Below are 13020 nucleotides of genomic sequence, written 5' to 3'. Positions count from 1 at the left end.
TCCTCCAACCAAGTGGCTCTACATGGCGCAATACGTCTACACCATGAACCGGGTGGGCAAGGTCGTGCCCCCCAAGAAGCAGATCCTCAAGGATATCTCGCTGTCGTTCTTCCCGGGCGCCAAGATCGGCGTGCTGGGCCTCAACGGCGCCGGCAAGTCGACGCTGCTGCGCATCATGGCCGGCGTCGACACCGAGTTCGAGGGTGAGGCGCGCCCCATGCCGGGCATCAACGTCGGCTACCTGCCCCAGGAACCCCAGCTCGACGACGACAAGAACGTCCGCGAGACCGTGGAAGAGGCCTTGGGCGAGATCAAGGCCGCCCAGGAGCAGCTCGACGCCGTCTACGCCGCCTATGCCGAGCCGGATGCCGACTTCGACGCCCTGGCCGCCGAGCAGGCGCGCCTGGAGAACATCATCGAGGCCTCCGACGCCCACAACCTCGACCGCAAGCTCGAGGTCGCGGCCGAGGCCCTGCGCCTGCCCGCCTGGGAGGCTCGCGTGGGTCACCTCTCCGGGGGCGAGCGTCGCCGCGTGGCGCTGTGCCGCCTGCTGCTCTCCGGTCCCGACATGCTGCTGCTCGACGAGCCGACCAACCACCTGGACGCCGAATCGGTGGCCTGGCTGGAGCGCTTCCTGCACGACTACAGCGGCACCGTGGTGGCCATCACCCACGACCGCTACTTCCTCGACAACGTGGCGGGCTGGATCCTCGAGCTCGACCGCGGCCAGGGCATCCCCTTCGAGGGCAACTACTCGGGCTGGCTGGAGGCCAAGGAGAAGCGCCTCGAGCAGGAGGCCAAGCAGGAGGCCTCCAAGAACAAGGCCATCAAGCATGAGCTGGAGTGGGTGCGCAGCAACGCCAAGGGCCGCCAGGCCAAGAGCAAGGCGCGCCTCAACCGCTTCGAGGAGATGCAGTCCGGCGACTTCCAGAAGCGCAACGAGACCAATGAGATCTACATTCCGCCCGGACCGCGCCTGGGTGACAAGGTCATCGAGTTCCACGACGTGGCCAAGGCCTTCGACGGCCAGCTGCTCTACGAGAACCTGTCGTTCAGCATCCCCAAGGGGGGCATCGTCGGCATCGTCGGCGGCAACGGCGCCGGCAAGTCGACGCTGTTCAAGCTGATCACCGGCCAGGAACGGCCCGATAGCGGCGAGGTGGTGATCGGCGAGACCGTCGACATCGCCTACGTCGAGCAGCTGCGCGATGCGCTGGACGACAAGCAGACGGTGTGGGAATCAGTCTCCGACGGCCAGGACATCCTCAACATCAACGGCTATGAGGTCTCCTCGCGGGCCTACGTGGGTCGCTTCAACTTCAAGGGCAACGACCAGCAGAAGCGTCTGAACGAGCTCTCCGGCGGCGAGCGCGGGCGCCTGCAGCTGGCCCAGACCCTCAAGCAGGGCGCCAACGTGCTGCTGCTCGATGAGCCCTCCAACGACCTGGACATCGAGACCCTGCGCGCCCTCGAGGAAGCGCTGCTGGCCTTCCCCGGCTGCGCCCTGGTGATCTCCCACGACCGCTGGTTCCTCGACCGCATCGCCACGCACATCCTCGCCTTCGAGGGCGAGTCTCACGTGGAGTTCTTCGAGGGCAATTACACCGAGTACGAGGCGGACCACAAGAAGCGCGTCGGCAACGACACGCCGCACCGCATGAAGTACAAGCGCATCGACGCCTGATCGACGCGCGAAGCGAACTCACCGCCCCCTCGCCCACCGGCAGGGGGCGGTTTGCATTGTGGGGAGCGATGGAGGGGTTGCCGAAGCCGACCTGGCGGGCCATAAGGGGACTCGTCCCGCGAGGAGTCGCCCATGAAGCGCTTGCTGTCCTGGCCCATCCGCCTGCTCAAGGCCTTCCGGCAGAGCATTGCCTACCTGCCCACCCTGCTGGCCGGGGCCTACGCCCTTGCGAGCCTGGTCGCCCTGCTGCTGCCGATCTCCGACGACCGCCTTCCGACCCTGCTCACGCTGCTCGGCCTCGAGGCGCCGGAGAACACCCAGGCGCTGCTCGCCGCGCTTCTCGGCGGCATGATCTCGCTGATGGTCTTCAGCTTCTCCATGGTGATGTCGGTGCTCTCCCAGGCCGGCGGGCAGTTCTCCCACAAGCTGGTGTTCGGGCTGATCTCGGAGCGCCCGCATCAGTGGGTGCTGGGCCATTACCTGGGCACCATCCTCTTCATCCTGATGCTGCTGATGGTGCCGGACGTCGCCGAGGGCGAGGCGACCTGGCGCTCGCTGGCGATCTATCTGGCCTGCGCCATGGTCATCCACTGCCTGGGGCTGTTCGTCTACTTCATCCACAACGCCTCGCAGTCGATCCAGATCGACGCCGTGGCCACCGACCTGCACCTCACCACGCTGGCCTCCATGCATGCCCTGCAGCGACGCCAGCAGGGCCAGGAGTGGCGCATCCTCGCCGTCGCCCCGGCATCGGGCCATGATCACCATCCCGTGGCCGCCCGCCGCGCCGGCTACCTGCAGAATGCCGATCTCCCCGCGCTGGCCGAGCTGGCACGGCGCGCCAACGGCGTAGTGCACCTGCACTTCCGCTTCGGGGACTACGTGGTCGAAGGGCTGCCGATCCTCTCGCTGGAGGCCGCGACGGCCCCGCCAGCCGCCTGGTGCGACGAGGTGCGCGCCACCCTGGTCTACATGGAAGGCGAGGCGATCACCGAGCACCACGTGTTCGGCATGACGCAGCTGATGGAGGTCGCCCTCAAGGCGCTATCGCCGGGCATCAACGATCCCGGGACCGCCCGGCTGTGCCTGCATCGCCTGACCGATCTGCTGCGCCGGCGCCTGGCGTGGCAACCCTGCGATGCGCTCTTCGACCGCGACGGCATCTGCCGGGTGACCTGGCGAGTGGAGGACTTCGAGAGCCTGCTCTATCGACTCTTCCAGCCCATCCTGCAGCACGGCAGGCAGGAGCTGAGCATCGGCCTGGGCGTGCTCAAGGCCTTGAAGACCCTGTCGCTGTTCGCCGAGCCCGAGGATCTGGCGATCCTCCAGGCCCATGCCGACCGAGTGGTGGAGACGCTCTCACAGGCGGCGCGCCATCCGCTGGATCGCCGCTTCGTCGCGGCGCGCCTGGACGACGGCCAGCATCGGCTCAGGCTACCGGCCGACCTGCCCGGCCGACAGGGCGGCTGAGCCTCGGCCGTTTCCATGTCGCGTCGCCTCGGCAGGGCACTGCCTTCCCGGTAGAACCCTGCCTCAATAACGTCATACCCCGATAAAGCCCTGCCTCAGTAAAGCTTCGCCTCCCCACGCGGGCGGGTCTTGAAGCGCCGGTGCAGCCACAGGTACTGCTCCGGGTGGCGGCGGATGGCCGACTCGATCACCGCGTTGACGCGGGCGGCATCGACCGCCTCATCGCCACTGGGGAAGTCCTCGAGCGGCGGCAGGTACTCCAGGGTGTAGGTGCGATCATCGGGATTGCGGTGGAAGATCAGCGGTATCACCGGCGCTCCGGTCATGCGCGCGATGCGCGCGGTCATGCGCACCGTGGCCGCCTCGACGCCAAAGAAGGGCGCGAAGACGCTGGCATCGCGGCCGAAGTCCTGGTCCGGCGAGTACCAGACCGCATGGCCGGCCTTGATCCGACGCACCACGCCGCGCAGGTCGTAGCGATCGAGGATCGTATCGAAATACGGGGCCCGGGCGCGCGCCATGAAGCGATCGAAGAGCGGGTTGTCGTGGGGGCGCTGCACGGCGTCGGCGCGAAAGTAGAGCGCATGCAGGGCGGCCCCCAGGTCGAGGGTCGAGAAGTGCACCCCCAGGATCAAGGCGCCCCGGCCCTGCGCCTGCAGCCGCGCCCTGTGCTCCTGCCCGCGGAAGACCACCCGGTGGCGCAGGTGCTCGTGATCCCGGCACCAGCCGGTCGCCGTCTCGACCAGGCCGATGCCGTTGGCGATGAAGCTCTCCCGAACGAGCGCGGCCTGCTGGTCGGCATCGCGCTCCGGGAAGCAGAGCCGGATATTGGTCTCGGTGATGTGCCGGCGGCGCCTGGCCAGGCGCCAGGCGGCGAGGCCAATGGCCTTGCCCACCCAGAGCTTCAGCCGCCAGGGCAGCCAGGCCACCGCGTACATGGCCCCGATGCCGAGCCAGGCGGGCCAGTAGCGCGGATGGGCGAAGGAGGTCTTGGTGGTGTCTTCCGTGGACATGCGGCTTCCCGTGGTGCGGCGATCAGTTCGCCCCATGATAGCGCCTGGGCACCCTCGGCAGCACCCCGGTGAGCAGGGTATAGCTGATGGTGTCGCAGTGGCGGGCCACCTCGTCCACCGACAGCACCTCGCCGCTCGCCGCCCGTCCCCAGAGCACCACCTCGCTGCCGATATCGGCCTCGGGAATATCGGTAAGATCCACCGTCAGCATGTCCATGGAGACCTTGCCGGCGATCGCGGTGCGCTGCCCTGCTACCAGCACCGGGGTGCCGTCGACCGCATGGCGGTCATAGCCGTCGCCATAGCCACAGGCCACCACGCCGATCCGCGAGGGGCGCGGCGCCCGCCAGCGTCCGCCGTAGCCCACCGGCTCACCCGCTTTGATCTCGCGCACGGCGATGAGCTCGGAGCGCAGGGTCATCACCGGGGCGAGTCGCCGGCTCGCCGCGTTGGCGGCCTCCAGCGGGTCGCTGCCGTAAAGCATCACGCCGGGGCGATTCCAGGCGCCGTGGGAGGCGGGCCAGGCCAGGGTCGCGGGCGAATTCGCCAGGCAGGTGGGGGCGCCGAGCCGCGTCGCCAGGGCCTCCAGCAGCCCGAGCTGCTGCTCGAAGTAGCCGCTCTCCCGGGCATCGGCGGTGGCGAAGTGGCTCATCAGGTGCAGGTCGCAGGCGTGCCCTGGAGCCGCGGCGAGCCGCGCCCAGACCGCCTCGGCCCGCTCCGGCGGAAAGCCCAGGCGGTGCATGCCCGAGTCCACCTTGACCCACACGGGAATGGGGCGGGCGGGCCGGTAGGCGAGCAGCGCCTCGAGCTGCCAGTCGCTGTGCACCGCCATCCACAGCTCGAGCGCCTCGACCCGCTCGAGCTCGGCGGCCTCGAAGATGCCCTCGAGCAGCACGATGGGCGCGGTGATGCCGCCCTCGCGCAGCGTCTCGGCCTCCTCGAGGCAGGCCACGGCGAAGGCCGGCGCCAGGTCCTCTAGGGCCCGGGCACAGCGGAGCGCGCCATGACCGTAGGCATCGGCCTTGATCACGGCCAAGGCGCGGCTGTGGGGAGCGCGATCGCGGGCGAGGCGGTAGTTATGACGCAGGGCGTCGAGGTCGATATCGGCAATCAGCGGCCGGGCCATGATCGGAATCCTGTCGCGTCGAGAGGAAATGATAATTATCCCTCAACCGCCCCGGGAGTTCATGGCAAAAGACGCTGCATCCAGGCAATGAACCAGGCGTTCATCTGGCCAATAAACTCATGGCCAGATGAATCAACTATCCTCGGATCGAGGCCAGGCATGCAGGATACCCGAAGGCGAGAGGCGCCCCGCGTTGCGCGGGCCGCCCGGGGGATCACTCGAAAATCGCATCCAGCGAGAGGCCCTGCTTGTCGAGCATGCGACGCAGCTTCTTCAAGGCCTCTACCTGAATCTGGCGCACCCGCTCGCGGGTCAGGCCGATCTCCTCGCCGACCTGCTCGAGGGTCGCGGCCTCGTGGCCGCGCAGGCCGAAGCGGCGTACCACCACCTCCATCTGCTTCTCGGTGAGCTCGGCCAACCATTCATCGACGTGCTGGCGAACGTCGCCGTCGACCAGGGTCGACTCGGGCCCCTGATCGTTGTCGTCGGCCAGGGTCTCGATCAGCGGCTTGTCGCTCTCGCTGCCCATCGGGTAGTCGACGGAGGAGACGCGCTCATTGAGGCCCATCATCTTCTTGACGGTCTCCACCGGCTTGTCGAGATGCTCGGCGACCTCCTCGGCGGTGGCCTCGTGATCGAGCTTCTGGGTCAGCTCGCGGGCCGCCCGCAGGTAGATGTTGAGCTCCTTGACCACGTGGATCGGCAACCGGATCGTACGGGTCTGGTTCATCAGCGCCCGCTCGATGGTCTGACGTATCCACCAGGTCGCGTAGGTCGAGAAGCGAAAGCCGCGCTCGGGGTCAAACTTCTCGACGGCGCGAATCAGGCCGAGGTTACCCTCCTCGATGAGGTCGAGCAGGGTGAGGCCGCGATTGAGATAGCGACGGGCAATCTTCACCACCAGTCGCAGGTTGGACTCGATCATCCGCGAGCGGCCCAGCGGATCACCCTTGCGGGCCAGCCGCCCGAAGAAGACCTCCTCCTCGGGCGTCAGCAGCGGCGAGAAGCCGATCTCGTTGAGATAAATCTGAGTGGCATCCAGGCTGTGACGAGGATGGCGATCCTCACGGTTCAAGGCCTTCTCGAAGGCGTCCTCGTCACCACTCAGCGCCTCTTCCTCGTCGACCTCCTCACGTTCGCGCTCCGCCTCGACGGTATCGTCGTCCGCCTCTTCGGCGGACGCCAGATTCACATCCTGAAGGTCCCGTTCAAGCATGCTCATCGATTCTTACCCCATGGTTGCGTCCGGGCGTCGTGAGTCCATGGCCGGACGATCGACGCACGAGATTATTATTGTTGAGTGCCCCGGAGCTTTTGCTGCGGGTTGGCCGCCGCCAACCATCGGGGTCAGCGCGTCGGCAGATACTCCAGAGGATCCTGAGGCTGGCCGTCCTTGCGCACCTCGAAGTGCAGCCTGACATCCTCGGCATCGCTGTCACCCATGGTGGCGATGACGTCGCCGGCCTCGACCACATCGTTCTCCTCGACGTTGAGGGATTGATTGTGGGCGTAGGCGCTGAGGTACTGGTCGTTGTGCTTGAGCAGGATCAGGTTGCCATAGCCCCTGACGCCGCTGCCCGCGTAGACCACGATCCCCGGCCCGGCTGCCTTGACAGACTGCCCCTTTTGACCGGCGATATCAATGCCAGCGGTGATGCTGCTTCCCTCTCCGAAACGACCGACCACCTCGCCGGGCGCGGGCCACTGCCAGGGGACTTCTTCGACCGGAGTGTAGCGACGCTCGGTGCTCGCCTGGGAGGCGGGCTCGCCGGCGACCGAGGCTCCCTCATCGGCAGCCGCCGTGGCTTCGCCGCCGTCCTTGGACGACGCCTGAGCGGGCTGCTCGGCGACCGGCTGAGAACTCTCGGCGGCCGCTGTCTCGGAGGCATCGTCCTCGGCGACCTCATCCTGGGACGCGGCATCTCGCTCGCGCCGTTCGGCCAGGTCGCGCTCGCTTAGCTCGCCATCCGCGCCGGGGCTGTCGTAGCTGTAGACCGGCCCCGGCCCCTGATCGGCGCCCGAGGCGTCATCACCGCGCGCATTGGCCGGCCCGTCGGTGGTGTCGTCGTCCGCCAGGGAGGGCTCGGCCGAGAGGCGGCGATTGCGCTCGATGGCGCTCTCGTCGGGCATCAGCCAGTCGAGGTCCTCGCCGCTGCCCGAGGACTCGCCGCCGAGGCCGGTGGCCACCACGCCACCGCCGGCGGCGGCGCCCGCCTCAGCGGCCTGGCCGGACGCCGCGGCGCCCGCCCGGTCGCCGCCGAGCGCCAGGGTCTGGCCGGGCTCGATGCGGTAGGGCGGGCCGATGCGGTTGAGGCGCGCCAGGTCTCGATAGTCCATGTCGTGGCGCCAGGCGATGCCGTAGAGCGTGTCCCCCGCCTCGACGGTGTACTGCGCGGGGCGCGAGTCGGCCCGGGCGGCCGAGAGGTCACGGACCTGGACCGGCCCGTTCTCGCCCTGCTGGGCCGCACAGCCGGCCAGCGCCAGCGTCAGCCCGGAAATCAGAAATATCTTATGCATCGGAGCCTTCCTCCTTGTCAGCACCTTGTCGGGGTCCGGCGGCCGCCGCGCGGCGGTCTGTCGGGCGGCGATCCGCCGGGCGCGCGGCCTCGGCGCCAGTGGAGCGGTTGGCCCAGCCGAGCAGCAGCACCAGGGCGGCACCGGCCAGCATCAGCGCGACCACCGCCAGCAGTCGGGCGGGATCGCCGGTCAGATCGGCGAAGTCGGCCGGGGTCAAATAGCGATAGTCGAGGGGAATCATCTGGCCCTCGGCGCCCAGCTGGTAGCGTACCAGCTCGCGCCACGGCCAGAGCACTGGCAACGAGCCGATGATGAAGCCGACCAGCAGCTGCAGGGTCGCGGTATGGTGGTGGCGCAACAGCCAGGAGAGCAACCGCGAGAAGCCGAATAGGCCGATCAGGCAGCCCACGCCGAACATCGCCATCAGCCCAAGGTCGAAGCCGCGGATGCCCTCCATCACCGTGCCGTAGAGCCCCATGGTCAGCAGCAGGAAGCTGCCCGACACACCGGGCAGCAGCAACGCGCTGATGGCGATGGCGCCGCCCACCACCAGCACCAGGTCGGGGTGGCCAAGCCCGGCGACCAGCGGCATCAGCGACGGCAGGCCGTGGGCCAGCAGCAGGCCGACGGCCAGCGGCAGCAGGTGCCACCAGCGCCAGTCGTCTGGATGGCGACTGACCACCAGGGCGGAGGCGGCCACCAGGCCGAAGAAGAAGCCGTTGAGCAGCAGAGGGTAGTCGTCGATCAGCCAGACGACCAAGTGCGCCACGCTGAACAGGCTCAGGAAGATGCCGGCCAGCAGCGGCAGCATGAAGGCCAAGTTGAGGTGCACCGCCAGGCGCGCGAGCCCCCCCTGTCGCCACGCCACGAAGGCGCCGGGCCCGAACTGCTTGATGGTATGGATCAGCTCTTCGTAGATGCCGGTGACGAAGGCGATGGTGCCGCCGGAGACGCCGGGGACGGCATCGGCGGCCCCCATGCCGGCGCCCCTGAAAAAGATACCGAGATGACGCTTCACAGCCGACTCCTTTCAACGAATGACGCCCTGTTCACCGGATGACGCCTTCCAGCAGGGGCACGAAGCGCACCGGCTCCAGCCGTTCGCTGGCGAAGCCGTCGCCGCGCCGACGCACGCGAGTCAGCCACTGCTGGCCGTCCGGCTGAGCCAGCGGCGTGATCAACACCCCCTCCTCGCCGAGCTGGGCGAGCAGCGGCTCGGGCAGCTCGCTGGCGCAGGCAGTCAGCAGGATGACGTCGAAGGGCGCCTCCTCAGACCAGCCGTGTCCGCCATCGGCCAGGCGCAGCCGGGCATTATACGCCTCGAGCCCGCGCAGCCGCTCGGCGGCGCGCCGGTGCAGGGCATTGATCCGTTCCACCGACCAGAGTTCCTCGACCAGCCGCGACAGCACCAGGGTCTGGTAGCCGGAGCCGGTGCCTACCTCCAGCACCCGGCACGGCGCCTCCTGAATCACCAGCTCCGTCATCCGCGCCACCATCCAGGGCTGGGAGAGCGTCTGGCCGTGGCCGATGGGCAGCGAGGTGTCCTCGTAGGCGCGATGCGACAGGGCCTCGTCGAGGAACAGATGGCGCGGCTCGCGGGCCATGACCTCCAGCACCCGGCGATCGCTTACACCCTGATCGGCCAGGCGGCGCACCATGCGGTCCCGGGTGCGCTGCGATGTCATGCCGACACCGCGCAGCAGTTCAGATGAGGGCATCCAGCCAGTCCTGCACGTCGTCGCGCGCTGCATGCCGGGTCAGATCGGTCTGCAGCGGCGTGATGGAAACATAGCCCGCCTCGACGGCGGCGAAGTCGGTGTCCGGGCCGTCATCGGCGTTGTCGCCCGCGGCGGCGATCCAGTAGCGCAGACGCCCGCGCGGATCGCGCACCTCCAGGGGGCGCGCCGCCGGGCCGCGATAGCCCATGCGGGTGACCCGAAAGCCACGCAGCTCGTCCCAGGGCAGGTCCGGCACGTTGACGTTGAGCAGGCTGCGCGGCGGCAGCGAGAGCCGATCCGCCGCGCCCACCAGGCTCGCCGCCACCCGCCCGGCGGTCTCGAAATGGTGCCTGCCGACCAGCGACATGGCGATGGCCGCCGTGCCCAGGTTGCGCCCCTCCATGGCGGCCGCCACGGTGCCGGAGTAGAGCACGTCGTCACCCAGGTTGCCACCGTGGTTGATCCCCGAGATCACGAGGTCGGGACGCTCGTCCCAGACGCCGTTGACGCCCAGATAGACGCAGTCCGCCGGGGTGCCATCGACGCTGTAGAAGCCGTTGTCGAGCGACGACAGCGACAGCGGCCGACTCAGGGTAAGCGAGTTGCTCGCCCCGCTCTTGTCGCGATCCGGCGCCACCACGCGCAGCTTGGCGTGAGCCAGCAGGGCGTCGTAGAGGGCACGCAGCCCAGGGGCGTGAACGCCATCGTCGTTGGAAAGCAGCAGTCGGCGCATCAGGAACTCCTGTCGGGGGACACGGGGTCGAGGGTAGGGTGGGCGATCAGCTCGCGCAGCACGGCCGTGGCGAAGGCGCCGCGGGGCAGGCTGAACGAGAGCCACAGGGCGTCGTCGTCGCGGGTGAGCGACGGCTCGCCCAGGCGCAGCCGCAGGGCCCGACGGGCCAGGCGCACGCCGGCCTTCTCGAGCCCGTCGCAGAGGCCCGGATAGCGCGCGACCACGGCGGCCTCGTACGCGCCCGCCTCGCCAGCGGCGCGGGAGTCTCCCGAGCCCCACAGCGCGCCGGCGGGATGCAGGTCGAGGCGCACGGCGCGCTCACATAGCTCGGCGAGCGCCAGGGAATCATCCGGCGCGACGCCGAACTGGCTGGCGCTGCCGTCGAGCATCACCACCTCGCCGGGCAGCGGCGTCGCCCAGCTACCGTCGCGGATGCGCGCGGCGAGCAGCTCGTTGAACAGGAAGCTGCGCGCCGCCGAGAGCAGCATGCCGTCGCGGTCGTCGCGCTTGCGCCAGCCCCGCGCCAGCACGGCGCGGGCGCGCTGCAGGTTGCGCCCGTGGGGGCCAAAGCGCTGGGGCCCGAAGTAGTTGGCCACCCCCTCGCGGCACAGGTGCTGCCAGCGTGAGGCGAAGCCGGGATCGCTGACCGCCGCGCCGGTGAGGCGCAGCGCGAAGCGGTTGGCGCGGTGCACACCGCGCTTGAGCTTGCGGGGATGGCGGGCCTGCTCGAGCACCCGGATGCCGCGCTCGGAGAGCCGCTCGGTCAGTTCCTCAGGAGCGTCGCGGCCCGGCAGCTGCACCGAGAGCCACTGGCGGGTCACGGCCACCCGATCCTTCATGCCGGCATAGCCGACCACTCGGGGGGAGACCTCGCAGAGCCGCGCCAGCTCGCGCGCCACCATGGCGGTAGTCAGGTCGCGCTTCTCGATGAACAGCCACAGGTGCTCGCCCTCGCCCTCTGGGGCGAAGTCGAGGAGCTCCTCGACCCGGAAGTCCTCGGGCGCGGCGCGATAGTCACCGGCCGGCGGCGGGCCGAAGGCGTCGTCCAGCACCCGCGGCCAGTCCGGCGGCCAGTCGATGGCATCCTCGGAGCGTGCCGGCGCGGGCTCACTCATCGACCGCCTCCCCAACGCGACGCATCAGCAGCACCACCGCCTCGGCAGCGATGCCCTCGCCGCGGCCGGTGAAGCCGAGCCGCTCGGTGGTGGTGGCCTTGACGTTGATCGCGGCGGCCGTGATGCCCAGGTCCTCGGCGATGCGCTCGGCCATGCTGGCGACGTGGGGCGCGAGCTTCGGCGCCTGGGCGAGAACCGTGGCGTCCAGGTTGCCGACCCGGTAGCCGGCCTCGGCGATCAGCCCGGCGACATGGCGCAGCAGCGCGCGACTGTCGGCCCCGGCCCAGGCCGGGTCGGTATCGGGGAAGTGACGGCCGATGTCGCCGAGGCCGCAGGCGCCCAGCAGGGCGTCGCAGATCGCGTGCAGCAGCACGTCGCCGTCGGAATGCGCCACGAAGCCGTGGTCGAAGGGGATGGCGACGCCGCCGATCATCAGGTGATCGCCCTCGCCGAAGCGGTGGACGTCGAAGCCATGGCCGATTCGCATCATGTGCTGTTCGCCCCCGTCGGGGACGCCTCGGGTGTCGATGAGCCGGCCTGGACGGCCTGCTGCTGGGCGAACAGCACCAGCTCGGCCAGGGCCAGGTCCTCGGGATGAGTGATCTTGAGATTGTCGCGACGCCCGGCCACCAGCCGCGGCGACTGCCCGACGGCCTCCACCGCCGAGGCCTCGTCCGTCACGCGCACGCCCCGCGAGAGGGCCTCATGAAGGGCGCGACGCAGCAGGCCGAAGCGGAAGCCCTGGGGCGTGAGGGCGTGCCAGAGCCCCTCGCGGGACTCAGTGGCGCCCACCCGCCCGGTGCCGTCGTCGCGCTTCATGGTATCGGCGACCGGCGCGGCCAGCAGCCCGCCCACGGGGTCTTCGGCCAGGGCGGCCACAAGCCGTACCAGGTCGTCGACGGTGACGCAGGGCCGGGCCACGTCGTGAACCAGCACCAGATCGTCGTCCGCGGCGTCCGGGGCGATGGCCGCCAGGGCGGCGATGACCGAGTCGACCCGCTCGCCGCCGCCGGGGGCTCGCCGCCAGTCGGCGAAGGGCACCCAGGAGGAGTCGAAATACGAGTCTTCCGGGTCCAGGCAGAGGCAGAGCCGAGACGTGGGCAGCGCAGCAAAGAGCCTCTCCAGGGTGCGGGCCAGCACCGGGCGGCCGCCCAGCGGCAGATACTGCTTGGGGCGGTCGGCGCCCATCCGGCGTCCCTGCCCCGCCGCGGGCACCACCAGCCACAGCCGAGCGCTCATGGGCGCGCCTCCCCGCCCGGGGCCGGCAGGCCGACCAGCCCGGCGTTGATCTGAAGGCCGCTGGCGTCCACCGCGACGCCGGGCACCCAGAAGAACTGTTCGTCGGTGCGCACCATGCCGATATCGCTGCGCGCCCGCTCCTCGATGGCGTCCAGCCCGGTCTTGAGGTCGACGACCTCGGCGGCGAGCCGAGCATTGCGATCGCGCAGCGGCTTGTTCTCGGCCTCCAGGACGTCGACGCGCGCTCGCACCTCGCGAAGCTCGAGGATACCGCCCTCCCCCAGCCACAGACGGAACTGCAGCAGGGCGATGAGCAGGGTGAACACGATGGCCAGCCACTTCAACATGCAGGGGATTCCGTCACGAGGCGTTTGAAAGCAGCATTATGCCATCTTGTGACGCAGG

The 13020-nt window shown here is 69.4% G+C and carries 13 protein-coding genes; 2 read left to right on the top strand and 11 right to left on the bottom strand.

Going from position 1 to position 13020, the window contains the following annotated elements; genetic code table 11:
• The first annotated feature begins 22 nt into the window (after positions 1-22).
• Positions 23-1684 carry an energy-dependent translational throttle protein EttA gene (gene ettA, locus RSO68_RS09500; RefSeq protein ID WP_089848349.1) on the top strand — a complete coding sequence of 554 codons (1662 nt, stop codon included), beginning with the start codon at positions 23-25 and terminating at the stop codon, positions 1682-1684.
• 132 nt (positions 1685-1816) lie between these two features.
• Positions 1817-3154, top strand: a complete 1338-nt coding sequence (locus RSO68_RS09495; RefSeq protein WP_089848347.1) for a DUF2254 domain-containing protein — start codon at positions 1817-1819, stop codon at positions 3152-3154.
• Positions 3155-3249: 95 nt separating this feature from the next.
• On the opposite strand, the gene lpxL is transcribed toward RSO68_RS09495, so the two are convergent.
• The 11 genes from lpxL to RSO68_RS09440 all read right to left on the bottom strand — a co-directional run bounded on the left by lpxL (position 3250) and on the right by RSO68_RS09440 (position 12962).
• The gene (lpxL, locus tag RSO68_RS09490; RefSeq protein ID WP_089848345.1) at positions 3250-4167 is read right to left on the bottom strand and encodes an LpxL/LpxP family Kdo(2)-lipid IV(A) lauroyl/palmitoleoyl acyltransferase; all 918 of its coding nucleotides are present in this window, start codon (positions 4165-4167) and stop codon (positions 3250-3252) included.
• A gap of 22 nt (positions 4168-4189) precedes the next feature.
• On the bottom strand, positions 4190-5293 hold the full coding sequence (alr, locus tag RSO68_RS09485) for an alanine racemase (RefSeq protein WP_315586424.1): 1104 nt from the start codon (positions 5291-5293) through the stop codon (positions 4190-4192).
• Between the two features lie 214 nt (positions 5294-5507).
• Positions 5508-6509 carry an RNA polymerase sigma factor RpoS gene (gene rpoS / locus RSO68_RS09480; protein ID WP_089848341.1) on the bottom strand — a complete coding sequence of 334 codons (1002 nt, stop codon included), beginning with the start codon at positions 6507-6509 and terminating at the stop codon, positions 5508-5510.
• Positions 6510-6640: 131 nt separating this feature from the next.
• Positions 6641-7810, bottom strand: coding sequence for a peptidoglycan DD-metalloendopeptidase family protein (locus RSO68_RS09475; RefSeq protein ID WP_315586423.1), 1170 nt, complete (start codon positions 7808-7810; stop codon positions 6641-6643).
• Entirely contained in the window at positions 7803-8828 is a 1026-nt protein-coding gene (locus RSO68_RS09470; protein WP_315586422.1) for a DUF368 domain-containing protein, read from the bottom strand. Before RSO68_RS09470 ends, RSO68_RS09475 begins: the two co-directional genes overlap by 8 nt.
• Positions 8829-8859: 31 nt before the next feature.
• A complete protein-coding gene (locus RSO68_RS09465; protein ID WP_089848336.1) occupies positions 8860-9528 on the bottom strand; it encodes a protein-L-isoaspartate(D-aspartate) O-methyltransferase in 669 nt (222 codons plus the stop codon).
• The gene (surE, locus tag RSO68_RS09460; protein ID WP_089848334.1) at positions 9515-10261 is read right to left on the bottom strand and encodes a 5'/3'-nucleotidase SurE; all 747 of its coding nucleotides are present in this window, start codon (positions 10259-10261) and stop codon (positions 9515-9517) included. The genes RSO68_RS09465 and surE overlap by 14 nt, the downstream gene beginning before the upstream one ends.
• On the bottom strand, positions 10261-11376 hold the full coding sequence (gene truD, locus RSO68_RS09455) for a tRNA pseudouridine(13) synthase TruD (protein WP_315586421.1): 1116 nt from the start codon (positions 11374-11376) through the stop codon (positions 10261-10263). The genes surE and truD overlap by 1 nt, the downstream gene beginning before the upstream one ends.
• Positions 11369-11863, bottom strand: a complete 495-nt coding sequence (gene ispF, locus RSO68_RS09450; RefSeq protein ID WP_315586552.1) for a 2-C-methyl-D-erythritol 2,4-cyclodiphosphate synthase — start codon at positions 11861-11863, stop codon at positions 11369-11371. The genes truD and ispF overlap by 8 nt, the downstream gene beginning before the upstream one ends.
• Complete coding sequence (ispD, locus tag RSO68_RS09445) at positions 11863-12615, bottom strand: 2-C-methyl-D-erythritol 4-phosphate cytidylyltransferase (protein ID WP_315586420.1); 753 nt, start codon at positions 12613-12615, stop codon at positions 11863-11865. The genes ispF and ispD overlap by 1 nt, the downstream gene beginning before the upstream one ends.
• A complete protein-coding gene (locus RSO68_RS09440) occupies positions 12612-12962 on the bottom strand; it encodes a septum formation initiator family protein (RefSeq protein ID WP_315586419.1) in 351 nt (116 codons plus the stop codon). The genes ispD and RSO68_RS09440 overlap by 4 nt, the downstream gene beginning before the upstream one ends.
• Positions 12963-13020: the final 58 nt, after the last annotated feature.

It is taken from the genome of Halomonas saccharevitans, assembly GCF_032333995.1.
GTDB lineage: Bacteria > Pseudomonadota > Gammaproteobacteria > Pseudomonadales > Halomonadaceae > Halomonas > Halomonas saccharevitans.
This window is presented reverse-complemented; position numbering and strand designations above follow the sequence as displayed.

What these genes read in the sequence shown, in the direction of transcription:
- lpxL (WP_089848345.1), bottom strand. Translation starts at nt 4,167, where the DNA reads ATGTCCACGGAAGACACCACCAAGACCTCCTTCGCCCATCCGCGCTAC.
- RSO68_RS09440 (WP_315586419.1), bottom strand. Translation starts at nt 12,962, where the DNA reads ATGTTGAAGTGGCTGGCCATCGTGTTCACCCTGCTCATCGCCCTGCTG.
- truD (WP_315586421.1), bottom strand. Translation starts at nt 11,376, where the DNA reads ATGAGTGAGCCCGCGCCGGCACGCTCCGAGGATGCCATCGACTGGCCG.
- RSO68_RS09495 (WP_089848347.1), top strand. Translation starts at nt 1,817, where the DNA reads ATGAAGCGCTTGCTGTCCTGGCCCATCCGCCTGCTCAAGGCCTTCCGG.
- RSO68_RS09465 (WP_089848336.1), bottom strand. Translation starts at nt 9,528, where the DNA reads ATGCCCTCATCTGAACTGCTGCGCGGTGTCGGCATGACATCGCAGCGC.
- ispD (WP_315586420.1), bottom strand. Translation starts at nt 12,615, where the DNA reads ATGAGCGCTCGGCTGTGGCTGGTGGTGCCCGCGGCGGGGCAGGGACGC.
- ettA (WP_089848349.1), top strand. Translation starts at nt 23, where the DNA reads ATGGCGCAATACGTCTACACCATGAACCGGGTGGGCAAGGTCGTGCCC.
- ispF (WP_315586552.1), bottom strand. Translation starts at nt 11,863, where the DNA reads ATGCGAATCGGCCATGGCTTCGACGTCCACCGCTTCGGCGAGGGCGAT.
- surE (WP_089848334.1), bottom strand. Translation starts at nt 10,261, where the DNA reads ATGCGCCGACTGCTGCTTTCCAACGACGATGGCGTTCACGCCCCTGGG.
- RSO68_RS09475 (WP_315586423.1), bottom strand. Translation starts at nt 7,810, where the DNA reads ATGCATAAGATATTTCTGATTTCCGGGCTGACGCTGGCGCTGGCCGGC.
- rpoS (WP_089848341.1), bottom strand. Translation starts at nt 6,509, where the DNA reads ATGCTTGAACGGGACCTTCAGGATGTGAATCTGGCGTCCGCCGAAGAG.
- alr (WP_315586424.1), bottom strand. Translation starts at nt 5,293, where the DNA reads ATGGCCCGGCCGCTGATTGCCGATATCGACCTCGACGCCCTGCGTCAT.